This window comes from Paraburkholderia ribeironis (assembly GCF_900019265.1).
Classification (GTDB): Bacteria; Pseudomonadota; Gammaproteobacteria; order Burkholderiales; family Burkholderiaceae; genus Paraburkholderia; species Paraburkholderia ribeironis.
Genome location: NZ_CYGX02000037.1, coordinates 90717 through 113721 on the forward strand (window position 1 = coordinate 90717; position 23005 = coordinate 113721).

A 23005-nucleotide genomic window follows, 5' to 3' on the forward strand; every position below is an offset into this window, starting at 1 on the left:
CGGCGGGCGTGCGCTAGCGCGTTGCGTAACGTGGTAAGTCCCTGTTGAAGCGCGTTTTTGGGCTGTCTATGATCGAAACGCAGCTGACCCGGCTGCTCTGCGGAGGACGATATGACAGTGTCAAACAGGCTGTTTGCGGTTTCCCGGTTCTGCCTGCCCACGCTCGCCGCCTGTGCGGTCGCCACGAGCGGCATGGCGCCCGTCGCGGCGCAAGCGGCCACGCTGCCCGACAAAACCATCGTGTTTTGTTCCGAAGGCAGTCCGGCAGGCTTCGACACCGCTCAATATACGACCAGCATCGAATTCAGCGCTGGTTCGTACACGGTCTACAACCGGCTGATCGAGTTCGTACACGGCAGCACCGATATCGAACCGGGCCTCGCGGAAAAATGGGACGTGTCGCCGGACGGCCTGACTTACACGTTCCATCTGCGCCCCGGCGTGAAATTCCAGACCACGTCGTTCTTCAAGCCGACGCGCGACTTCAACGCTGACGATGTCGTTTTCACCTATCAGCGCATGCTTGATCCCGAGCAACCGTTCCGCAAGGCGTACGCAGTGCCGTTTCCGTATTTCAACGATCTCGGGTTGGCAAAGAATATCGCGAAGATCGAGAAGGTCGATCCGTACACGGTGCGCTTCACACTGAAGGAAGTCGACGCGCCGTTCCTGCAGCAGATCGCCATGCCGTTCGCGTCGATCCTGTCGGCCGAATATGCCGATCAGCTATTGAAAGCGGGCAAGGCGTCGGACATCAATCAGTATCCGGTTGGCACCGGCCCGTTCATTTTCCGCAGCTATACGAAGGACGACACGATTCGTTTCGACGGCAATCCCGATTACTGGAAGCCGGGCGTGGTCAAGGTCAGCAAGCTGATCTTCGCGATCACCGTCGATCCGGCCGTGCGTCTGCAGAAACTGAAACGCGGCGAATGTCAGGTGATGTCGTACCCGCGTCCCGCCGATATTCCAGCGGTGAAAACCGAGGCGTCGCTGGCGATGCCGAGCCAGGTGGGTTTCAACCTCGGCTATATCGCGTACAACACCACTAAAAAGCCGCTCGACAACGTGCTGGTGCGCCGCGCGCTCGATATGTCGATCAACAAGAAGGCGATTATCGAATCGGTCTATCAGGGCGCCGGCCAGGCGGCCACCAACCCGATGCCGCCGACGCAATGGGGCTATGACAAGAACCTGAAAGACGCCCCTTACGACACCGAGAAAGCCAAAGCGCTACTGAAGCAGGCGGGTTATCCTGACGGCTTCGACCTGACGCTGTGGGCGATGCCGGTTCAACGGCCGTATAACCCGAACGCGCGCCTGATGGCGGAAATGCTGCAGGCCGATTGGGCGAAGATCGGCGTCAAGGTGAAAATCGGCACCTATGAATGGGGCGAATATATTCGCCGAGCCCATTCGGGCGAGCATGAAGCGATGCTGATAGGCTGGACCGGCGACTACGGCGATCCCGACAACTGGCTCGGCGTATTGCTGGGCTGCGACGCGGTCAACGGCAGTAACTTTTCCAAGTGGTGCTACAAGCCTTACGACGACTTGATCAAGAAAGGCCGCGGCACGACCGATATGGCTGAGCGCACCAAGGCTTATACGCAGGCCCAGGAGATCTTCAAGGATCAGGTGCCGTTCACGCCGATCGCCCACTCCACGGTCTATCAGCCGATCAGCAAGAACATCGAGGGCTTCAAGATCGACCCGTTCGGCCCGACGCAATTCATGAATGTCGGACTGAAATAGGCGCGGCGGGCCGCTTTTTTGCTTGGCTCCCGCGCTATAGCCGCACGCTCCGGCCCCGGCCGTCGTGCGGCTGACTTGGTGCCGGAAGGGTGATCAAAGCGTTTCCGATCGGCAACAGAGGGAATTTCCTCCGCTTGTTCCCCCCAACCAAGCTCAAGTAAGATCGCGCTACGCCGGCGGGAGCCGGCCCCGAACCAGGAGGAAACATGAAGCAAAACAGTCTGTTGCGTGCCGCGCGTGTTACGACGCTCGTCGCAGCTGCAGCGGCATCTCTGATGGGTGCGAACAGCGCGCGCGCTGAGATTCCGAACAAGACCCTCGTGTACTGCTCAGAAGGCAGCCCCGCGGGTTTCGATCCGGCCCAATATACGACGGGTGTCGATTTCACGGCCAACACGTTCACCGTTTATAACCGGCTCGTCGAATTCGAACGCGGCGGCACCAAGGTCGAGCCGGGTCTCGCGGAAAAGTGGGACGTCTCTTCGGATGGCAAGACCTACACGTTCCATCTGCGCCATGGCGTCAAATTCCAGACTACGTCGTTCTTCAAGCCGACCCGCGAGTTCAACGCCGACGACGTCGTGTTCACGTTCCAGCGCATGCTGGACCCGAACCAGCCGTTTCGCAAGGCCTACCCGGTGCAGTTCCCGTACTTCACCGACATGGGTCTCGACAAGCTGATCACCGGCGTCGAAAAGGTCGATCCCTATACGGTCAAGTTCACGCTGAAGGAAGTCAACGCGCCGTTCATCCAGAATCTGGCGATGGAATACGCGTCGATCCTCTCGGCTGAATATACGGACCAGCTGCTGAAGGCCGGCAAGGCCGCCGACATCAATCAGTTCCCGGTCGGCACGGGCCCGTTCATCTTCCGCAGCTACACGAAAGACGCGACGATCCGCTTCGACGGCAATCCGGAATACTGGAAGCCGAACGCGGTGAAGATCTCGAAGCTGATCTTCTCGATCACGCCGGATGCCGGCGTGCGGGTGCAGAAGATCAAGCGCGACGAATGCCAGGTGATGAGCTATCCGCGTCCGGCCGACATCGCGCCGCTGAAGGCCGAACCGAACATCGACATGCCGTCGCAGCCGGGCTTCAACCTCGGCTACCTCGCGTACAACGTGACGCACAAGCCGCTCGACAAGGTCGAAGTGCGTGAAGCGCTCGACATGGCGATCAACAAGAAGGCGATCATCGACTCGGTTTACCAGGGCGCGGGCCAGTTGGCGACGAATCCGATGCCGCCGACGCAGTGGTCGTTCTTCAAGGGGTTGAAGGCCGCGTCGTTCGATTCGGCCAAGGCGAAGGAGCTGCTCGCGAAGGCCGGTTTGTCGAACGGCTTCGACATCACGCTGTGGGCGATGCCGGTGCAGCGCGCGTATAACCCGAACGCGCGTCTGATGGCCGAGATGATCCAGGCCGACTGGGCGAAGATCGGCGTGAAGGCGAAGATCGTCACGTACGAGTGGGGCGAGTACATCAAGCGCGCACACGCGGGCGAGCACGACGTATTGACGATCGGCTGGACCGGCGACAACGGCGACCCGGACAACTGGCTCGGCACGCTGCTCGGCTGCGAAGCGATCAACGGCAACAACTTCTCGAAGTGGTGCTACAAGCCGTACGACGAGCTGGTCCAGAAGGGCCGCACGACGTCCGACGTCGCCGCGCGCACGAAGATCTACGGCGAAGCGCAACAGGTCTTCGCGCAGCAGCTGCCGTTCTCGCCGGTCGCGCACTCGACTGTTTACCAGCCGGTCAGCAAGAAGGTGGTCGACATGCGCATCGAACCGCTCGGCTATGCGCGTTTCGACGGCGTCAGCATCAAGTAATTCGACAAGCAAGCCGCAACGCAAGTCGTAACGCAAGTAACGTTTACGCAGTACGCTTTTTGCACAGTTAGAAAACTGGTCGAAATGGTCCGGCGACCGGGGTCACGAGCCCTCGTCGCCGGTTGCGTTTTTTCTCACCCAAGACCATAGGGACGAACCATGTTCCGCTTCGTTTTGCGCCGCATCGGCATGGTGATACCGACCTTCATCGGCATCACGATCCTCGCGTTCGCGCTGATTCACCTGATACCGGGCGACCCCATCGAAGTGATGATGGGTGAGCGCGGTGTCGATCCCGCCATGCATGCCGCCGCGATGCACCGGCTCGGACTCGACGAGCCCTTGCCGATGCAGTATGTCCATTACATTGGACGTGCGCTGCGCGGTGATCTCGGTACTTCGATCATCACCAACACCAGCGTGATGGGCGAATTCCTCGCGCGCTTTCCCGCCACCGTCGAACTGTCGGTCTGCGCGATGCTGTTCGCGCTGATCATCGGCTTGCCCGCTGGCGTGTTCGCTGCACTGCGGCGCGGCACGATGGTCGATCACGGCGTGATGGGCACCGCGCTGACCGGCTACTCGATGCCGATCTTCTGGTGGGGGCTGATCCTCATCATGATGTTCTCGGTGAAGCTCGGCTGGACGCCAGTGTCGGGCCGCATCGCGGTCGAATACGACATTCCGCACGTGACCGGCTTCATGATGATCGACGCGCTGATGTCCACCGACGAAGGCGCGCTCAAATCCGCGCTGAGCCACCTGATCCTGCCCGCGATCGTGCTCGGTACGATTCCGCTGGCGGTCGTCGCCCGCATGACGCGCTCGTCGATGCTCGAAGTGCTGCGCGAGGATTACATCCGCACCGCGCGTGCGAAGGGCTTGTCGCCGGCGCGCGTGATCGTCGTGCATGCGCTGCGCAATGCCCTGATTCCGGTGGTGACGGTGATCGGCCTGCAGGTCGGCACGCTGCTCGCGGGCGCGGTGCTGACCGAGACGCTGTTTTCGTGGCCGGGTATCGGCAAGTGGCTGATCGACGCGATCGGCCGGCGCGACTATCCGGTCGTGCAGGGCGGTATCCTGATGATCGCAACACTGGTGATCGTTGTGAACCTCGTCGTCGATCTGTTGTACGGCGTGCTCAATCCACGCATCCGCCATACGAGGTGAAATTATGAACCCCCACGCTCACTTGTGTTCGCTGCCCCCCGAGGGGGCGCATGCCTCCCTTGAGGCGGCTCTGCGGGAGGCATGAAGCAATGGCAGATATACAAAACACCGTCCCCCAGGCGGTCACACCCCCGAGCGGCCGTGCCATCGCGGCACGCGAATTCTGGGCGAATTTCTCGCACAACCGTGGCGCGGTCAGCGCCGGCATCATCGTGCTGGTGTTGATCTTCGTCGCGATCTTCGCACCGTTGATCGCGCCGCACAGTCCGATCGAGCAATACCGCGACTCCGTGAAGATTCCGCCCGCGTGGCTCGACGGCGGTAACTGGAAGTTCATTCTCGGCACCGACGAAGCGGGCCGCGACATCCTCTCGCGTCTGATGTACGGCGCGCGGCTGTCGTTCTGGATCGGCTTCGTGTCGGTGGTGCTCGCGCTGATCCCGGGCGTCGTGCTCGGGCTGATCGCGGCGTTCTTCGAGAAGTGGGCCGACACGCCGATCATGCGCATCATGGACGTGCTGCTCGCGCTGCCGTCGTTGCTGCTCGCGGTGGCGGTGGTCGCGATCATCGGCCCGGGTCTCATCAACACGATGCTGGCGATCGCGATCGTCGCGCTGCCCGGCTACGTGCGTCTGACACGTGCGTCGGCGCAGGGTGAGTTGCAGAAGGAATACGTGACGGCTTCGCGCGTCGCGGGCGCCGGCACATTGCGGCTGATGTTCTCGCAAGTGCTGCCGAACTGCACCGCGCCGCTGATCGTGCAGGCCACGCTGGGCTTTTCGTCGGCGATTCTCGACGCCGCCGCGCTCGGCTTTCTCGGGCTCGGCGTGCAGCCGCCGTCGGCGGAGTGGGGCGCGATGCTGGCCTCGGCGCGCGACTACATCGATAGCGCGTGGTGGATCGTCACGATGCCGGGTCTGTCCATCCTGATCTCGGTGCTCGCGATCAATCTGCTCGGCGACGGGCTGCGCGACGCCCTCGATCCCAAACTCAAACGGATGGCCTGATATGAGCACCTTATTGACCATCCGCAATCTCGCGGTGAATTTCAGCGGCTTGCCCGCTGTCGATCGAATCAACCTCGACATCGCACCAGGCGAAGTCGTCGGCGTGGTCGGCGAATCGGGCTCGGGCAAGAGCGTGACGATGATGGCGCTGATGGGTCTGATCGACGCGCCGGGCAAAGTCACCGCCGACGAAATCACCTTCAACGGCAAGAGCCTGCTGAACGCATCGGCGAAGGAGCGCCGCAAGATCATCGGCAAAGACATCGCGATGGTGTTCCAGGACGCGCTCACCAGTCTGAATCCGAGCTACACGGTCGGCTATCAGATCAAAGAAGTGCTGAAACTGCACGAAGGCCTGCGCGGCAGCGCGCTCGACAAACGCGCACTCGAACTGCTCGACCAGGTCGGCATTCCCGACGCGAAGAACCGCATCGGCTCGTTTCCACATCAGATGTCGGGCGGCATGAACCAGCGCGTGATGATCGCGATGGCGATTGCCTGCAACCCGAAGCTGCTGATCGCCGATGAGCCGACCACCGCGCTCGACGTGACGATCCAGGCGCAGATCATGGAGCTGCTGATCAAGCTGCAGAAGGAGCGCGGCATGGCGCTCGTGCTGATCTCGCACGATCTCGCGGTGGTGTCCGAGGTCGCGCAGCGCGTCGCGGTCATGTACGCTGGCGAGGTGATCGAGACCAACCGCGTGCCGGATATCTTCGCCGCGCCGCATCACCCCTACACGGAAGCGTTGCTGGCCGCGATTCCCGAGCACAACGTCGGCGCGGTGCGGCTCGCCGCGTTGCCGGGCATGGTGCCGGGCCGCGACGACCGGCCCAAAGGGTGTCTGTTCGCACCGCGCTGCAAGTACGTGGTGGACGATTGCATGAAGGCGCGGCCCGCGCTCGCGCCGATGCAAGGTCATGTCGAAGTGGCGCGCGTGCGCTGCATCAAACCCCTGAACCTGAGCGGCGACGCCAACGTTCACACCCGTGGAGGCGCACGATGAACGCAGTACCCGAAACGCGCCACTCGGGCCACGCGGGCCACGCGGGCGATCACGTGCTGGTCGCCGAGCAGCTCGCGCGTTACTACACGGTCAAGCGCGGCATGTTCGCGCATGGCACGGTGAAGGCGCTCAACGGCGTGTCGTTCGCGCTGGAGCGCGGCAAGACGCTGGCGGTGGTCGGCGAATCCGGTTGCGGCAAGTCCACGCTCGCGCGTCAACTGACCATGATTGAAACGCCGAGCGCGGGCCGTCTGTTGATCGACGGCGAAGACGTGGCCGGCGCCGACCGCGAGAAGATCGCGGCACTGCGGCGGCGCGTGCAAATGGTGTTTCAGAATCCGTTTGCGTCGCTCAATCCGCGCAAGACGGTCGAGCAGACGCTCGGCGAGCCGCTCGCGATCAACACGCCACTGAGCGCCACCGAACGCGCCGATCGGATCGCGCAGATGATGCGCACCGTCGGCCTGCGTCCCGAGCATGCGAAGCGCTATCCGCACATGTTCTCCGGCGGTCAGCGCCAACGTGTGGCGATTGCGCGTGCGATGATTCTCGACCCGCAAATCGTGGTCGCCGACGAACCCGTGTCGGCACTCGACGTGTCGATCCAGGCGCAGATTCTGAATTTGTTCATGGATCTGCAGGATGAGTTCAAGACCAGCTACGTGTTCATCTCGCACAACCTGTCGGTAGTCGAGCATATCGCCGACGATGTGATGGTGATGTACTTCGGCGGCGTGGCGGAACTCGGCGACAAGAAGCGCATCTTCTCGAAGCCGCGGCATCCCTACACGCGTGCGCTGATGTCGGCGACGCCTTCGATCTTCGAAGCGGATCGCACGATCAAGATCAAGCTGCAAGGTGAAATGCCGTCGCCATTGAATCCGCCTTCGGGTTGCACGTTCCATCTGCGCTGCCCGTATGCGATCGACCGCTGCCGCAGCGAAGTACCGAAGCTGCGTGAAGTGGATGGCCGTCAGGTCTCATGTCACCGCGCCGAGGAGGTAGGGGACGTGGATGCCTGAAGCGGTGGCGGCGCGTCGTCTTGCGCGCCGCTTGCGTGATGGCGGCCGCCGTGCTGCTTTGGCGTGGCGCTGGAGGGCGCGTGCACTCACCGGTGCCGCGCTCATCGGCGTATGTTGCATCTTTTTTTTCGGCCTCGAACCGCTCGGTGTCGCACACGCGGCCGGTGCGGCGGCTAACACACCCGCCCAGGCCGGGCGCCCAGCAGTACCGGTGCCCGGCGTGCCAGCGCAGCCTCGCGCGAACTTGCCGGGCCCCAACCCGCCGCCGGCCACACCCGGCACTACCGCAGGCGGTCCGGTGCGCGCGCAGCCTGCGCGCATGCCGTTCTATGTCGCAACGCGCGGCGCGACCACTATCTATGTATTAGGCACGCTGCATGTCGGCGATCCAGCCGACTATCCGGCCGACCAGCCATTTCGCGCACCCATCCTCGCCGCGCTGGCCGCGTCGCCGACGCTCGCGCTCGAACTCTCGCCCGACGAACTGCTGGTCTCGCAAGACGATGTGTCGAAGTACGGCGTCTGCCGGCACGACTGTCTGCCCCGTTTGCTGACTGACCCGCTGTGGCACAAGCTCGCTTTGCGTCTGCGCGGCAACCCCGCCGCGCTCGAGGCGATCAAGAAGATGCGGCCGTGGCTCGCGTCGCTGGTGGTCGAAACCTACGATTCGCTGAGCGCCGGCCTGCAGACCGAGTACGGCACGGAAGCGCAATTGCAGAACGTGTATCTCAAGACGCGCGGCAAGATCGTCGGCCTCGAAACGTTGCCGCAACAGATGCACGCGTTCACCGGGCTTTCGCTTGCGCAGCAGCGCGAGATGCTCGCGCAGGACCTGGTGCAGACGGCCGCGCAAAACGTCGCCGACGTGCGCGCGTTGCATCGCTTGTGGCAGGTCGGCGATGCCGACGCGATTGCCGCGTGGCAAGCCGCGAAGTCTGAAAATCTCGCCCGCGACAAGCGCATCTCCGATTCGATCGACAACCGGATCGTCTATGAACGCAACCGGCGCTTCGTGTCGCGGATGCTGCAGCTCGCCGCGCCGAACAAGCCGTTGTTCGTGGCGATCGGCGCCTTGCATCTGGGCGGGCCGAAAGGCGTGCTGCAGGTTTTGCGGCAGCACGGGTTCGTGGTCGAGGCGGGTTGATGCACCGCAGCCGCAGTCTGCGATGCATTGATGAGCACCGTCGGCGAATGCCGGCGTGCTACCGGAACATCAGGAAATTCAACAGGAAGATGTTGATGACCAGCAACGTCAGCGCGGTGGGAACCTGCACCTTGATCACCGCATTTTTATCCGGTAGTTCCAGCAGCGCGGCCGGCACCATGTTGTAGTTCGCGGCCATCGGCGTCATCAGTGTGCCGCAGTAGCCGGAGAACATGCCGATTGCGGCCATCACGGCCGGATTGCCGTGAAATACGCCCACCAGAATCGGCACGCCGACGCCGCCGGTCATCACCGGGAACGCGGCGAAGCCATTGCCCATCACCATCGTGAACAGCGCCATGCCGATGCAGTACACGACCACCGCGACGAAGCGGTAGTCGAGGCTGATGTAGGACGTGGTGACGTGCGCGACGGCCTTGCCGACGCCGGCATCCGAGAACACGAGGCCGAGCATGCCGAGCATCTGCGGCAGCACCGCGGCCCACGACAACGCGTCGACCAGCCGGCGCGCTTCTTTCATCGACTGACCTACGGTGTCGCGCGTGATCACGCAGGCAACCGCGAGCGCGATCACACAGCCAATGCCGAAGCCGATCAGCGTGACGTTCGCCTTCTCGATCAGCGGCATGCCGCCGAACACCAGATGACTGGCCGCCAACGTAATGACGACGGTGACGATCGGAATCGTCAGGGCCGGCACGAACAGCTTGTTGCGAAGACGCGCGGCGCTCGCCTTGCGCGCGTCGAGCGACAGCGTTTTGGGCTTGCCCGCGGTGACGCCGCCGAAGCCGGCGATCAGCGCCATCACGATCACGGCCACGCCGATCACGGCCGGCGGCAGGCGGTCGCCGATCAGAAAGATGAGCGCGTAGAGAATCCAGAAGCCGCCCGCGGTGAAACGGCGCGGGTGCTCCCGGTCCGTGACGATCATGCCGCCGACGATCAGCAGCACCGCACCCAGCAGCCAGAACAGATAGGTCATTGTGAACGTCATGCCTGGTCTCCCGCGGATTGGACAGGCGCAGCAGCGACGGGGCCGCTGTCGACATTGCCGCGCAATTCACGCTCGAGCTTGCGGTCGAGCAGGTACAGGCGGAACCCGTGAACGATGAATGCGCTGATCGCGGTCGGAATGCCCCACACTGCGACGTGAATCGGCTCGACGACAATGCCCGCTTCCTTCAGGAAGGTGGTCATCAACACGATCGCACCGAACGCGACGAACACGTCCTCGCCGAAGAACAGGCCGACGTTGTCGGTCGCGGCGGCGAACGCGCGCAATCTGAAACGCACCGCGTCGCTGATCTGGCCGAAGCGGGTTTGAGCCGCGCCTTCGGCCATCGGCGCGATCAGCGGACGCACCATCTGCGGATGGCCGCCAAGCCCGGTCAGGCCGACCGCGGCAGTCAACTCGCGCACCAGCAGATAGACGATCAGCAGACGCCCGGCGGTGGCCGCCTTGATGCCGCTGATCCATGCCTGTGCGCGCTCGCGCAGGCCGTGTCGTTCGAGCAGACCGATCACGGCGAGCGGCAGCAGGATGATCAACGGGATATTGCGCGTCTTGATGAAGCCGGTGCCGATCAACGCTAGGATCTTTTCAGGCGGGAAGTGAGCGGCCAGACCCGTGACGATCGCGGCGACCGCCACGATCAGCATTGGATTGAACCGCAATAAAAAGCCGACGATGATGACGGCCACGCCAATGAGCGGCCATAGACTGACTGTCGTTTGCATCAGGATCTCCAAACAGGGTTTCAACCTCGCCGCGGGTGGCGGCTTACGTGGGCCGGCGTCGTGTTACATACGCCGTCTTCTTGTCGCGGCTCTTGACGGCCGCGTTGCTGTGAACTGCATTCACTTGCACGTGCTGCTGCACCTGCTGATTTGCTGCGCGACTACTGCAACGCGTCCGGCACCTGATAAACGCCCCGCTGATGGCGGGGCGTCAGAGGGGACAAGGGAGTTGAATCGCTGTCTGGCTCGCGGCCGTGCCGGCGCTCAGACGCGGGTCGCGCCGGCCGCATGGACTTCGATGCCGGCCGCTTCCAGCGCGCCACGGATGCGTCGCGCGAAGGCCAGCGCATGCGGACCATCGCCGTGCAGGCAGATGGTTTGCGCGTTCAGCGGCACCCATTGACCGTCGACGGCCTGCACGCGCTGCTCGCGGATCATCGTGAGCGTGCGCTGCAGCACTTCGTCTTCATCGTCGAGCAGCGCGCCGGGTTCACTGCGTGGCACGAGCGAGCCGTCGGCGCGATAGCCGCGGTCGGCGAACACTTCTTCGATGGCGGTCAGCCCCGCGTTGCGCGCGGCGGTCACGAGACCGCTGTTGGCGAGCGCGAACACCGCGACCGACGGATCGAAATCATGTACCGCCGAGACGATTGCGTCGGCGATTTTCGCGTCGCGTGCGGCCTGGTTGTACAGCGCGCCGTGCGGCTTGACGTGCGCGATGCGCCCGCCCTCGGCCTGGGCGATCGCCGACAGCGCGCCGAGCTGGTACAGCACGCCCGCGTAGATCTCGCCGGCCGGCAGATCCATTTCCTTGCGGCCGAAATTCTCCGGATCGTTAAAGCTCGGATGCGCGCCGATCGACACGCCTTTTTGCACCGCCCAACGCACGCAGTCGCGCATCGCGTTGGGTCCGCCCGCATGCCAGCCGCATGCGATATTCGCCGAGCTGACCAGATCGAGCAGCGCTTCGTCGGAGCCGCAGCCTTCGCCGAGGTCGGCGTTCAAATCGATTTCCATGGTGTTCCCCTACCGAGTATCACAGCACCGCGATCGCCAACTGGCGCGCGCAGCGTTCTTCATGCATCGCGATCGCAGCATCGATCTGCCGCAAGTACGTGCGTTCTTCGAGCAAAGCCTGACGCGCCTCATATGGCGTCGTCGGCATAAAGCGGACGGCGGCGTTCAGGCGAACCTGCGCGAGCTTCCACAGGTCGGCCTGAATCACCGCGCCGATCTTCGGATAACCGCCGGTGGTTTGCGCATCGCTCATCAGCACGATCGGCTGGCCGTTCGGCGGCACCTGGATGGTGCCGGGCAGCACCGCGTGTGACAGCAGGTCGGTCTTGCGCGTGCGCTCCAGTTCCGTGCCGGCGAGGCGATAACCCATGCGGTTGCTGTTCGGCGTGACGAGCCACTCATCGGACCAGAACGATTCGTGCGCGGCGTCGGTGAAGCTGTCGTACTCCGGGCCGCGCAGCACGCGGATCGGCACGGCCCACGGCACCCCCGACGGGTGGCGGCCGCGCCGCAGCGGCTCGTGCACCCGCACGAACTTGCACCAGCTGGGCGCCTTCACGCCGAACTCCGGCGCCTCGGGCGTGAAGCCGACGCGGCCGCGCTGTGGCGGCACGCCGACCGGCAGGCGGTCGCCGTCGCGCAGCGCGCGGCCGCCGAGTCCGCCGAAGCGGCCGGCGAGATCGGTGCTGCGCGAGCCGAGCATCGGCAGCACGTCGATGCCGCCCGCCACGCACACATAGCCGCGCATGCCGCGTTTCGCCGAGTTCAGCACCAGTTCCTGGCCGGCCTGCACCGGCAGGCTCCACCACGAATAGACTGGCCTGCCGTCGAGCGTCGCGCCGAATTCGGTGCCGGTGATGGCGACCCGCGTCGCCCGCAGAAAACGCAACGCGGTCGGGCCGAAGCTGATTTCCAGACCGGCCGCGTCGGGCCGGTTGCCGACCAGCCGGTTACCGACTTCGAGCGCGAGACGATCGAGCGCGCCAGCCATCGCGACGCCCAGGTGCCGGTGACCGTGACGGCCGAGATCCTGAATGGTGGTCAAGAGACCCGCGCGAATCACGTCGATCATGCGTGCATCCCCGCAATGGTGAAGCGCACCCGGTCGCCGGGCTGCAACAGCGTGGGCGGGCGGCGTGCCGGGTCGAAGAGCGGCAGTTCGGTGCGGCCGATCAACTGCCAGCCGCCCGGCGAGGCGGCCGGATAAATGCCGGTCTGTTCGCCGCCGATGCCGACCGAACCGGCCGGCACTTCCAGCCGCGGCGACGCGCGGCGCGGCGTGTGCAACGCGGCGTCGAGCCCGCCCATGTAGGCGAAGCCCGGCTGGAAGCCGAGAAAGAACACCACGTAATCGCCTTGCGCGTGACGCTGCACGACCTCGCGCACGCTCAGGCCGGTGTGGTCGGCGACCGCTTGCAGATCGGGGCCGAACTCGCCGCCATACTGCACCGGAATGGCGACTTCGCGGCCGGGCGCGGGCGTTTCGCCGACCGTGTCCCATGCCGCCAGCAGTTGCTTGGCCAGCGCTTCGCGATCCGCTTCGAGCGGATCGAAGACCAGCGTCAGATTGTTCATGCCCGGGACGACGTCCAGCACATGCGGCCAGTCGCGCGCCGCAACGGCCGCCGCCCACACGCGCCGCTGGCATTCCAGTGTGGCCGGCGGCGGCATTTCGCAGACAAGCGCGGCGTCGCCGAGCGGAAAGATTCTAGGTTGGCTCATATCGCTTGACGGCCCTGGTCGAGTCGGCGGATCTATTCATGCTTCCCCCCGGGGCCGTTGTCGGGATCGGTACGCGGTGTTCGAAGCGTACATTATCAATAAAATATCAACAATTTATAAATAAGAGTTTTTGCCAGGCTCCCCCGGCGTCGGCCGCTCGTCGTACACTTCCGACACTTTCTTATCCTGTGCCACGAGAGTTCCTGCCATGCCGCGCCATCCCACCAAGATCGTCTCCTCGGAACATCTCGTGTCCGAGACCAGCGCGGAACTGTCCGAACTCGAGTACGCGCTGATCATGGCGGGCAATGCCTTCAACCGATGGATGGTGCGCTGCATGTCGGCGGCCGGCGACAAGGACATGACCGCCATCGAAGTGTCGTTGCTGCACCACGTCAGCCATCGCGAGCGTCGCAAGAAACTGGCGGACATCTGCTTCGTGCTGAACATCGAAGACACGCACGTCGCCACGTACGCACTGAAGAAGCTCGTAGCTAGAGGGTATGTAAAAAGCGAAAAGACCGGCAAGGAAGTGTTTTTCTCGGTCACTGAAGCGGGCCGCGAGCTGTGTCTGAAGTATCGCGACGTGCGCGAGAGCTGCCTGATTTCGACGCTGAAGGAAAGCGGTCTGACCAATGAGCAGATCGGCGAGGCGGCGCAGCTGATGCGCAACGCGTCCGGCCTGTACGACACGGCGGCGCGAGCGGCAGCGTCTCTATAACCGCGCGATGGGTGCGGCGGCGAGTGCGGCGCCGGCCGCTCAGCGCGACGGGCCCGGATAGAACCCGGCTTCGGTGACGATCAGGTCGAGCGGGATGTCGTGGGCTTCGCATTGCAACGCGTGCGTGTGGCACGCTTCGTACGCGATGCCGACGGTGATGGGCTTGTGCGCGCCCGGCCACGCGGCCAGCGTGCGGTCATAGTAGCCGCCGCCATAGCCGAGCCGGTAGCCGTTGGCATCGAAGCCGACGCAGGGCACCAACAGCAGGCCCGGAATCACCACTTGCCCCGAGGTCGGCTCGGCGATCTTGTGATGACCGATTTTCATCAGCGTATCGGGCGTCCATGCATGGAATTCGAGTGGCGTGCCACGTTCCTTGATGACCGGCAAACTGGCCTCGCGCCGCGCATTGGCCGCCAGCCAGATCGAGATCGCGGGGCGCGCGTCGAATTCGCCCGCGAGGGGCCAGTAGAATCCCACGTGGTCTACGTCATAGCGCTTTAACGCATCGAGCACGCGACGCCCGAGCGCGGCATTGTGCGCCGGCTCGGAAGCCGCTTGCAGCCTTGCTTCCAATAGCATTCGACGCAGCGCCTTTTTCGCTGCCGGGTCAGGGTTGCGTGCTATGCTTGGGTCCAATTCGCGCTCCAGAAACAACGATGTCAAAACGCCTTTACCGAGTATATCGCGCGGCCGGTCTGGCGCTTGCTGCGGCGGCACTCGTCGCGTGCAGCACCGCCTCGGCTGTCAAGCCACTTCCCCTTTCGCAGCTTACCAACGACGACCAGACCTTCGTCCAGTTACGCGAAGCCGCCCGCAACAACGACGCGGCGCGTGCGGCTCAACTGGCGAGCATGATCCCGAACTATCCCGCGCCTTCGTATCTGGAGTACTTCCAGCTCAAGCCGCAACTGTTCGATTCGACCGGTCATGCGCGGGTCGATGCGCCAGATGCGCCGGTGCTCGCGTTCCTGCAGAAGTACGACGGCGAGGCGATCGCCGACCGCCTGCGCAACGACTACCTCACCGTGCTCGGCACGCGTCACGACTGGCGCAACTTCGATCAGCAATACGCTCGCTTCGTGCTGAACGACGATACCCAGGTAAAGTGTTACGCGCTCGAATCGCGTGCGTCGCGCGGTGAAAACGTCGCCGACGCGGCACGCGCGCTGCTGGTCGATCCGAAATCGTACGGTGACGGCTGTGTCGATCTGATCACGGTGCTGGGCATCCACCACCAGTTCAGCGCCGACGACATCTGGCAGCAGATCCGTCTCGCGTACGAGCAGAACAACACCAGCACGGGCAGCAAGTTGGTCGATGCGCTCGGCGACCAGGCGCCCGACCCGGTGCTGTTCAGCCAGGCGGCGGACACGCCGCCGTTGTTGCTGGCGCGTGGCGTCGGTGCGGATGCGCAGTCGCATCAACTGGCGTTGCTGGCGATCACGCGGATGGCGCGCAACGATCCGGCGATGGCTGCGGCCACGTTCGCTTCAGTGGCGCCGTCGCTGAATTCGCCCGAGCGTGCGATCGGCTGGGGCACGATTGCCTATCAGGCCGCCGCGAAGCAGATGCCGAGCGCGGTGGACTGGTACCGGCTGTCGGTGAATGCGCCGCTGTCGAACCCCGCGTACGAATGGCGCACCCGCACCGCGCTTCTGGCCGGCGACTGGAACATGGTGCGCTGGTCGATCGAACAGATGCCGGAGACGCTGCGTAACCAGCCGTCGTGGGTGTACTGGCATGCGCGCGCGCTCAAGCAGGCGGGCGAAACCAGCACGGCCAATCAGGAATTCGAATCGATTGCGCAGGGCTACAACTTCTACGGCCAGCTGGCCGCCGAGGAACTTGGCCAGAAGATCACCGTGCCGCCGAAAACCACGGTGACCGACGCCGAAATTCAACAGGCCGGCAACACGCCGGGCTTCGATCTGGCGCAGCGTTTCTATGCGCTGAATCTGCGGCTCGAAGGCAATCGCGAATGGAACTGGCCGCTGCGCAATATGACCGACCGGCAACTGCTCGCGGTCGCCGAATACGCGCGCCGTATCCAGCTGTATGACCGCACCGTGAACACCGCGGACCGCACGAAGAGCGAGCACGATTTCTCGCTGCGTTATCTGTCGCCGTTTCGCGATATCGTCGAGCGCGATGCGCAATCGAGCGGGCTCGATGTGGAATGGGCGTACGGGTTGATTCGCCAGGAGTCGCGCTTCATCATCAACGCGCGCTCGGAAGTCGGCGCGGGCGGGTTGATGCAACTGATGCCGGGCACCGCACAACTGGTCGCGAAAAAGATCGGCCTCGGCCCGCTTTCGCGCGAGCAGATGAACGACATCAACACCAACATTCTGCTCGGCACGAACTATCTGTCGATGATCTACAATCAGTTCGACGGGTCCGCCGTGCTCGCCACGGCAGGCTATAACGCTGGCCCGGGGCGCCCGCGCAACTGGCGGCAGTCGCTGCAGCATCCGGTCGAAGGCGCGATCTTCGCCGAGGCGATTCCGTTCCAGGAAACCCGCGACTACGTCAAGAACGTGCTGTCCAATACGGTCTACTACGCGGCGTTGTTCGAAGGCCGTCCGCAATCGCTGAAGGCGCGTCTGGGTTATATCGCACCGTAAGCGCCGTGCCGCCGCCGCCTCGCTCCGAGGCCGCGGCGCGCCACGCCAGCCGTTGCCACGGCTTCCACCAGGGAGTCGAAAATGCGACATCAAGCCATTGCGATCATCGGTGGTTCTGGATTTATCGGCAGCCACCTCGTCAACGCGCTCGTCGAACTCGGCAAGGACGTGCGCATCGCCACACGGCGGCGCTACAACGCGCGCCATCTCTCCATGCTGCCCATCGACGTGATCGAAGCCGACGTGTTCGATCCGGTACAGCTTGCGCGTTTCGTCGAAGGCGCCGATTGCGTGATCAGTCTGGTGGGTACCCTCAATGGCAAACGCGCCAGGCCCTACGGCCCGGAATTTGCGCGAGTGCATGTCGAGCTGCCGACCCGAATCGTCGCAGCTTGCGAAGGCAAGGGCGTGCATCGGCTGATTCACATCAGCGCGCTCGGCGCCGATGTGAACGGCCCGAGCATGTACGCGCGCTCGAAGGGCGACGGCGAGAAAGCGGTGCACGCGGCGAACGTCGCGTGGACGATCTTTCGTCCGTCCGTGGTGTTTGGTCCCGAAGACCGCTTCCTCAACAAGTTCGCGTTCCTGCAGCGCATGTTCCCGGTGATTCCGCTCGCCATGCCGGATGCGAAATTCCAGCCGGTGTATGTCGACGACGTGGCGAAGGCGATCGTCAACGTGCTCGATCTCGATGCTGCGAGCCGCCGGACCTATGAGCTGGGCGGCCCGACCGTCTATACGCTCGAAGACCTCGTCGCGTATTGCGGTAGCGTGATCGGCAAGCATGCCAGCATCATCCGTCTGCCGGACGCGTTGGCGCGCCTGCAGGCGCTGACCTTCGAAATGGCGCCCGGCGAGCCGGTGATCTCGCGCGACAATCTGGATTCGATGAAAGTCGACAACGTGTTGAGCGGGCCGCTTGCGCCTGAACTCGGCATCGAGCCGACCAGCATCGAAGCGATCGCACCTGTGTATCTGACGGGCGCGTCGTCGCGTTCGCGCTTCGATACGTTCCGCGCCAGCGCGGGCCGCTGAACCCCTTCCTCACTTTCTCACTGCCCATTCATACGAAGCATGAAACTGCTGATTGGTGACAAGAACTATTCGTCGTGGTCGATGCGTCCATGGCTGCTGCTGAAGCATTTCGGCATCCCTTTTGAAGAGGTGCTGATCCACCTCTATGAACCCGGTACGACCGCGGCGATCCTCGCGCACGCGCCGCGCGGGCCGGGCAAGGTGCCGTGCCTGATCGACGATGCGGGCCGGGCCACGTGGGACTCGCTGGCGATCGCCGAGACGCTGGCCGAGCGCTTTGCGCAGCATGCGCTGTGGCCGCGCGACGCGGTGGCGCGCGCACACGCGCGCAGCGTGAGTGCCGAGATGCATTCGGGCTTCGGTGAATTGCGCTCGAACATGTGGATGAACATTCGCGCGTCGTTTCCGGGCAAGAACGCGACGCCGGGCGCGCTGGCCGATATCGCGCGGATCGAGGCGATCTGGCGCGACTGCCTCGACACGTATGGCGGCCCTTTCCTGTTTGGCGAGTTCTGCATTGCCGACGCGATGTATGCGCCAGTGGCGATGCGCTTCAACACCTGGCGGCCGGCGTTGTCCGCCACCGCGTCGGGCTACGTCGAGCGGCTCACCGCGTTGCCGGCGGTAACAGCATGGATCGACGCCGCGCAGCAGGAAACCCACGCGATTGCCTACCAAGACGTATGCCCATGAAGATCTACGCGGTAGGCGGCGCGATCCGCGACGAACTGTTGGGCGTGCCGGTGCAGGACCGCGATTACGTGGTGGTCGGTGCGACGCCGGAGCAGATGGTGGCGCAAGGCTATCGTCCGGTGGGCAAGGACTTTCCGGTGTTCCTGCATCGGCACACGCATGAGGAGTACGCGCTCGCGCGCACCGAGCGCAAGACGGCGGCGGGCTATCACGGCTTCCAGTTTTTCTATGCGCCGGACGTCACGCTGGAGGAGGATCTCGCGCGCCGCGACCTGACGATCAACGCGATGGCGCGCGAAGTGCGCCCAGACGGCGAGTTGACCGGGCCGGTGCTCGACCCGTTCAACGGTCAGGCCGACTTGCAGTCGCGGCTTTTCCGCCACGTCAGCGACGCGTTTCTCGAAGACCCCGTGCGGATCTTGCGGATTGCGCGCTTCGCGGCGCGGTTCGTCGATTTCACGGTGGCGCCGCAGACGCAGACGCTGATGCGCAAGATGGTCGCTGATGGCGAAGTGGATGCGCTGGTCGCCGAACGCGTATGGCAGGAAGTGTCGCGCGGCCTGATGGAGAAGAAGCCTTCGCGGATGTTCGACGTACTACGCGAATGCGGCGCCCTCGCGCGGATTCTGCCGGAGATCGACGCGCTGTTTGGCGTGCCGCAGCGGGCCGACTATCACCCCGAGGTCGATACCGGCGTGCACGTGATGATGGTCGTCGATCATGCCGCACAGCAGGGCTACGCGTTGCCGGTCCGGTTTGCCGCGCTGACGCACGACCTGGGCAAGGCCACCACACCCGAAGACCTGCTGCCCCGACATATCGGCCACGAGGGGCGCAGTGTGGATCTGTTGAAGCCGCTATGCGAACGGCTGCGGGTGCCGAACGACTGCCGCGACCTTGCGCAGCTGGTGGCGCGCGAGCACGGCAACATTCATCGTGTGATGGAGATGGGGGCTGCCGCGCTGGTGAGATTGATCGAGCGCAGCGATGCGATCCGTAAGCCGGCGCGCTTTGCCGAAGCCCTGCAGGCTTGCGAGGCCGATGCGCGTGGCCGGCTCGGCTTCGAGATGAGCGAGTATCCGCAGGCTGAGCGGCTCAGAGTGGCGCTGGTCGCCGCGCGTGGCGTCGATGCTGGGGCGGTGGCGCAACGGCTGGCCGATGCGCCCGCTGGCATCAAGGACGCCGTTCATCAGGAGCGCGTGCGCGCGGTGGAAGCGGCGCTCGGTTGACGCAGCAAGGTGTGTGCTTGCCTCTGGCGCGGCGCATGCCGCCGTGGCCGGAGGCAGGCGGCGCTTACAGCACCCTCACCAAAAGCGATAGCAGCATCGACAACACCAGTGTCGACATGAACGGAAACGGATACTCCCGACCGAACAGGTGCAGCGTCACGTCGCCGGGCAACCGCCCAATGCCGATCTTTCTGAGCCACGGCCAGCAGGACGACAACACCGCCGTCGCAACGAACGTGGTCAACAGCCAGCGGATCATCGCGAGTTCCTCGCGTCAGTAGGGCAAAAAATCACAGCGTATGCGAACGGTCGCCGCTGGCAAACGCCTGCAGCGTGTCATCCAGTCCGCGCGAAAAAGCGATTACCTTGAACAGCTCGCCCATCTCCGCCTCGGACAACAGCTTCTGCACCGCATTCGCCGCGGGCAGGAACCGCGCGGTGTCGGCAGGATCGATGGCGGACAACGCCTCGGTGATCCCCGCATTCAGCAAAAACCGCGCTTGCGACGTGAAGCCCAGCAAGTCCGCGCCCGTCTCCACGCCGGCTTGCGCGATGCCGGTAAATTCCACGTGGGCGGTAATGTCCTGCAACCCCGGGTAGAGGAACGGATCGCCATGCGCGCGATGCCGGTAGTGGCACATCAGCGTGCCTTGCGCGCGCTGCGCATGGTAGTACTCGTGCTGCGGAAAACCATAGTCGATCAGGAAGGCCGCCCCGCGGGCAAGCATCGTGCAAATGGTGCGCGTGAACGCGCTGGCGGCTTCGTGCGTTTCGGTCACGTAGTCGCCACCTGCGCTGTCGATTTCCGCAATCTCCGCGAGCAATGCAAGGTCCGCTTGCGCCGACACCGGACGGTCGTCGAACGCGAACGCTCCATCGCGCCAGACCACGCCGCGCTCATGCCAGGCGCCGCCGGTCGATGCGAAAAGCCGCACGGGCATCGCGTCCAGCACCTCGTTGCCGATCACCACGCCGTCGAACCGCTCCGGCAATGCGTCCAGCCAGCGTACCTTCGCGGCCAGCGCCGGCGCGGCGGCCTCGATCGTCTCGCGTTGACGCTCGCGCAACTCGGCCGACAGATCCACGATCGAGTAGCTGTCGAACTCGCTGCCCAGCGTTTCGAGCGCGTTGAGCAATCCGGCGGCCAGCTTGCCGGTGCCGGCGCCGAACTCCATCACGTCGCGCGTGCCGCTTGTCTGCAGCGCCTCGGCCACCGGGCGCGCGAGCGTGGCGGCGAACAGCGGCGATAGCTCCGGCGCGGTGACGAAGTCGCTGCCGTCGTCGCCGCGTAGTCCGAATTTGCGCGCGCCACCGCTGTAATAGCCGAGTCCCGGCGCGTAAAGCGCGCGCTCCATGTAGCGGTCGAACGGCAGCCAGCCGCCGGCGCTGTCGAGCTCCGCGCGGATCAGCGCGACCAGCGCCGCGGACTGCGCGAGCGCGCTCGGGCCGGGAGCAGGTAAACTATCGGGTTGGTGAGCTTTCGGATTCATCCCCGCATTGTAAATGACCGTCTCTCTGGACACCGCCGCCCCCCGCACGCCTGACGCGCCGCGCGTCGTGCTGATTACCGGCGCCGCCCGCCGTATCGGGCGCGCGCTCGCGCTCGGCTTTGCCGCGCGTGGCTGGGACGTAGCGGTCCACTACGGTGGCTCGCGCGAAGAAGCCGACGAGGTAGTGGCGCAAATCGCCGCGCTAGGCCGCCGCGCGGTTGCGCTGCACGCGGAATTGGGCGACGAGGCGCAGGTCGAGCGGCTGTTGCCGGCCTGTAGCGCCGCGCTGGGCCGGCCGGTGTGTATCGTCAACAACGCTTCGCGTTTCGAGGAGGACACGGCGCGCAACGTCGGCTACGAGCTGCTGCTGAAGCTGACCGCGATGAATCTCGGCGCGCCGCTGGTGCTGGCGCGCATGCTGTTCGACGCGACGCCGGACACCGCGTGCACCGACGAAAGTCAGCGGGGCGTGGTTATCAATGTGCTGGATCAGAAGCTGTACAACATGAATCCGGATTACCTGTCGTATACGCTGTCGAAGGCGGCGTTGCAGACCGCCACGGTCGCGCTGGCGCAGGCGTTGGCGCCGAAGCTGCGGGTGGTCGGGCTCGCGCCAGGCCTGACGCTGCAATCCGCCGATCAGACGCAGGATGGTTTTGAAGCCGCTCACCGTGCCACGCCTTTGGGTCGCGCGTCGCGTCCCGAGGATATTGTCGCCGCCGCGCTGTATCTCGCGGATGCAACCGGCGTCACGGGAACGACGCTGGTGGTCGACGGCGGGCAGCATCTCGTGCCGCTGCCGCGCGACGTAATGTTTTTGACGGGCGCCTGAAGCGCCCCTTTGCGTGCCACGCACGCTTTTTTCGACTGGAACGAACATGTTTGCCGCTCTTTCGCATCCCCGGCTCGCCGATTGCCGCCGGCTCTTTCTGCGCAATTACGAAGTGCACATCAACATCGGCGTGCACGACTTCGAAAAGCGCGGCGAACAGCGCGTCGTGATCAACGTCGAACTGTTCGTGCCGCTCGCGCTATCCACGCCGGTTCAGGACAAGCTGCACGAAGTCGTCGACTACGACTTCATGCGCTCCACCATTGCGCGCCGCGTCGAGCAAGGCCATATCCACTTGCAGGAAACGCTGTGCGACGACCTCGTCAGGACCATGCTCGAGCATCCGCAAGTGCGGGCCGCGAGCGTGTCGACCGAGAAGCCGGACGTGTATCCCGACTGCGACGCCGTGGGCGTCGAAGTCTTCCGCATCAAGGAGGACTGAGTCATGAACGCGCCGGAAATCCTGAACCACGCCGTGGCCGCCGAGGCCACTGAACTCACGCAAGCCGGGCAAGCCAGCGAGCAGGCCAACGACAAGGCCCGCTCGCCGCTCACGCGCCGCGAGCAGAAGGAAGCGTACGAGAACAACAAGCTGTTCAAGCGCCTCGCACGCCAGGTCGGCCAGGCGATCGGCGACTTCAACATGATCGAGGACGGCGACAAGGTGATGGTTTGCCTGTCAGGCGGCAAGGACAGCTACGCGATGCTCGACATCCTGATGCGGCTGCGCGAACGCGCGCCGATCGACTTCGACATCGTCGCGGTGAACCTCGACCAGAAGCAGCCGGGCTTCCCCGAGCACGTGCTGCCCGAGTACCTTGAGCAGCTCGACATTCCGTTTCACATCGAGAATCAGGACACCTACAGCATCGTCAAGCGGCTGGTGCCGTTTAGGTTTATTCGATGCCTGCCATCGGCCGCATGAATGTGCATACCTCCACG

General features: G+C 64.3%; 22 protein-coding genes and 1 pseudogene. 15 read left to right on the top strand and 8 right to left on the bottom strand.

Annotation, left to right across the window (positions count from 1 at the left end; genetic code table 11):
* Window positions 1-111 precede the first annotated feature (111 nt).
* The 7 genes from BN2475_RS17425 to BN2475_RS17455 all read left to right on the top strand — a co-directional run bounded on the left by BN2475_RS17425 (window position 112) and on the right by BN2475_RS17455 (window position 8939).
* Complete coding sequence (locus tag BN2475_RS17425) at window positions 112-1755, top strand: ABC transporter substrate-binding protein (RefSeq protein ID WP_094780748.1); 1644 nt, start codon at window positions 112-114, stop codon at window positions 1753-1755.
* Window positions 1756-1961: 206 nt separating this feature from the next.
* On the top strand, window positions 1962-3590 hold the full coding sequence (locus tag BN2475_RS17430; RefSeq protein ID WP_094780749.1) for an ABC transporter substrate-binding protein: 1629 nt from the start codon (window positions 1962-1964) through the stop codon (window positions 3588-3590).
* A gap of 159 nt (window positions 3591-3749) precedes the next feature.
* Window positions 3750-4760 (top strand): ABC transporter permease subunit, encoded by a 1011-nt coding sequence (locus BN2475_RS17435; RefSeq protein WP_094780750.1) that lies wholly within the window; start codon window positions 3750-3752, stop codon window positions 4758-4760.
* An 89-nt stretch (window positions 4761-4849) separates the two neighbouring features.
* Window positions 4850-5767, top strand: a complete 918-nt coding sequence (locus tag BN2475_RS17440; RefSeq protein WP_094780751.1) for an ABC transporter permease subunit — start codon at window positions 4850-4852, stop codon at window positions 5765-5767.
* Between the two features lies 1 nt (window position 5768).
* Window positions 5769-6773: an ABC transporter ATP-binding protein gene (locus BN2475_RS17445; protein WP_094780752.1), complete on the top strand. Its 1005-nt coding sequence runs from the start codon at window positions 5769-5771 to the stop codon at window positions 6771-6773.
* Entirely contained in the window at window positions 6770-7795 is a 1026-nt protein-coding gene (locus BN2475_RS17450) for a peptide ABC transporter ATP-binding protein (protein WP_094780753.1), read from the top strand. The genes BN2475_RS17445 and BN2475_RS17450 overlap by 4 nt, the downstream gene beginning before the upstream one ends.
* Window positions 7788-8939, top strand: a complete 1152-nt coding sequence (locus tag BN2475_RS17455; RefSeq protein ID WP_094780754.1) for a TraB/GumN family protein — start codon at window positions 7788-7790, stop codon at window positions 8937-8939. The genes BN2475_RS17450 and BN2475_RS17455 overlap by 8 nt, the downstream gene beginning before the upstream one ends.
* Window positions 8940-8997: 58 nt before the next feature.
* Here BN2475_RS17455 and BN2475_RS17460 read toward each other — a convergent pair whose 3' ends face one another.
* The 5 genes from BN2475_RS17460 to pxpB all read right to left on the bottom strand — a co-directional run bounded on the left by BN2475_RS17460 (window position 8998) and on the right by pxpB (window position 13436).
* Window positions 8998-9954, bottom strand: a complete 957-nt coding sequence (locus BN2475_RS17460; RefSeq protein WP_094780755.1) for a DUF979 domain-containing protein — start codon at window positions 9952-9954, stop codon at window positions 8998-9000.
* Window positions 9951-10697, bottom strand: a complete 747-nt coding sequence (locus BN2475_RS17465; protein ID WP_094780776.1) for a DUF969 domain-containing protein — start codon at window positions 10695-10697, stop codon at window positions 9951-9953. Before BN2475_RS17465 ends, BN2475_RS17460 begins: the two co-directional genes overlap by 4 nt.
* Before the next feature lie 264 nt (window positions 10698-10961).
* Window positions 10962-11714, bottom strand: a complete 753-nt coding sequence (gene pxpA, locus BN2475_RS17470) for a 5-oxoprolinase subunit PxpA (protein WP_094780756.1) — start codon at window positions 11712-11714, stop codon at window positions 10962-10964.
* A 19-nt stretch (window positions 11715-11733) separates the two neighbouring features.
* Window positions 11734-12786 carry a 5-oxoprolinase subunit C family protein gene (locus tag BN2475_RS17475; RefSeq protein WP_094780757.1) on the bottom strand — a complete coding sequence of 351 codons (1053 nt, stop codon included), beginning with the start codon at window positions 12784-12786 and terminating at the stop codon, window positions 11734-11736.
* A complete protein-coding gene (gene pxpB / locus BN2475_RS17480; RefSeq protein ID WP_094780758.1) occupies window positions 12783-13436 on the bottom strand; it encodes a 5-oxoprolinase subunit PxpB in 654 nt (217 codons plus the stop codon). Before pxpB ends, BN2475_RS17475 begins: the two co-directional genes overlap by 4 nt.
* A 208-nt stretch (window positions 13437-13644) precedes the next feature.
* Here pxpB and BN2475_RS17485 point away from each other — a divergent pair, with 208 nt between their 5' ends.
* A complete protein-coding gene (locus tag BN2475_RS17485; RefSeq protein WP_094780759.1) occupies window positions 13645-14157 on the top strand; it encodes a winged helix DNA-binding protein in 513 nt (170 codons plus the stop codon).
* Between the two features lie 39 nt (window positions 14158-14196).
* Here the strand turns inward: BN2475_RS17485 and BN2475_RS17490 are convergent, their stop codons facing one another.
* Entirely contained in the window at window positions 14197-14739 is a 543-nt protein-coding gene (locus BN2475_RS17490) for a 5-formyltetrahydrofolate cyclo-ligase (RefSeq protein WP_245841361.1), read from the bottom strand.
* A gap of 77 nt (window positions 14740-14816) precedes the next feature.
* On the opposite strand from BN2475_RS17490, the gene BN2475_RS17495 reads away from it, so the two are divergent.
* The 4 genes from BN2475_RS17495 (at window position 14817) to BN2475_RS17510 (ending at window position 19741) form a co-directional block, all read left to right on the top strand.
* Complete coding sequence (locus BN2475_RS17495) at window positions 14817-16784, top strand: lytic transglycosylase domain-containing protein (protein ID WP_094780760.1); 1968 nt, start codon at window positions 14817-14819, stop codon at window positions 16782-16784.
* An 81-nt stretch (window positions 16785-16865) separates the two neighbouring features.
* Window positions 16866-17819, top strand: a complete 954-nt coding sequence (locus tag BN2475_RS17500) for a complex I NDUFA9 subunit family protein (protein WP_094780761.1) — start codon at window positions 16866-16868, stop codon at window positions 17817-17819.
* 39 nt (window positions 17820-17858) lie between these two features.
* Complete coding sequence (locus tag BN2475_RS17505) at window positions 17859-18512, top strand: glutathione S-transferase family protein (RefSeq protein ID WP_094780762.1); 654 nt, start codon at window positions 17859-17861, stop codon at window positions 18510-18512.
* A complete protein-coding gene (locus BN2475_RS17510) occupies window positions 18509-19741 on the top strand; it encodes a multifunctional CCA addition/repair protein (protein ID WP_094780763.1) in 1233 nt (410 codons plus the stop codon). Before BN2475_RS17505 ends, BN2475_RS17510 begins: the two co-directional genes overlap by 4 nt.
* 64 nt (window positions 19742-19805) lie before the next feature.
* Here BN2475_RS17510 and BN2475_RS17515 read toward each other — a convergent pair whose 3' ends face one another.
* Window positions 19806-20000, bottom strand: a complete 195-nt coding sequence (locus BN2475_RS17515; protein WP_094780764.1) for a DUF2905 domain-containing protein — start codon at window positions 19998-20000, stop codon at window positions 19806-19808.
* Window positions 20001-20031: 31 nt separating this feature from the next.
* Window positions 20032-21231 carry a class I SAM-dependent methyltransferase gene (locus tag BN2475_RS17520; protein ID WP_094780765.1) on the bottom strand — a complete coding sequence of 400 codons (1200 nt, stop codon included), beginning with the start codon at window positions 21229-21231 and terminating at the stop codon, window positions 20032-20034.
* Between the two features lie 13 nt (window positions 21232-21244).
* Between BN2475_RS17520 and BN2475_RS17525 the strand changes: the two genes are divergently transcribed.
* The 3 genes and pseudogenes from BN2475_RS17525 to BN2475_RS17535 all read left to right on the top strand — a co-directional run.
* Window positions 21245-22063 (top strand): SDR family oxidoreductase, encoded by an 819-nt coding sequence (locus BN2475_RS17525; RefSeq protein WP_094780766.1) that lies wholly within the window; start codon window positions 21245-21247, stop codon window positions 22061-22063.
* A gap of 46 nt (window positions 22064-22109) precedes the next feature.
* Complete coding sequence (locus BN2475_RS17530; RefSeq protein WP_094780767.1) at window positions 22110-22505, top strand: dihydroneopterin aldolase; 396 nt, start codon at window positions 22110-22112, stop codon at window positions 22503-22505.
* A 3-nt stretch (window positions 22506-22508) separates the two neighbouring features.
* Window positions 22509-22952, top strand: a pseudogene (locus BN2475_RS17535) (tRNA 2-thiocytidine biosynthesis protein TtcA); the annotation flags it as partial.
* Between the last annotated feature and the right edge of the window lie 53 nt (window positions 22953-23005).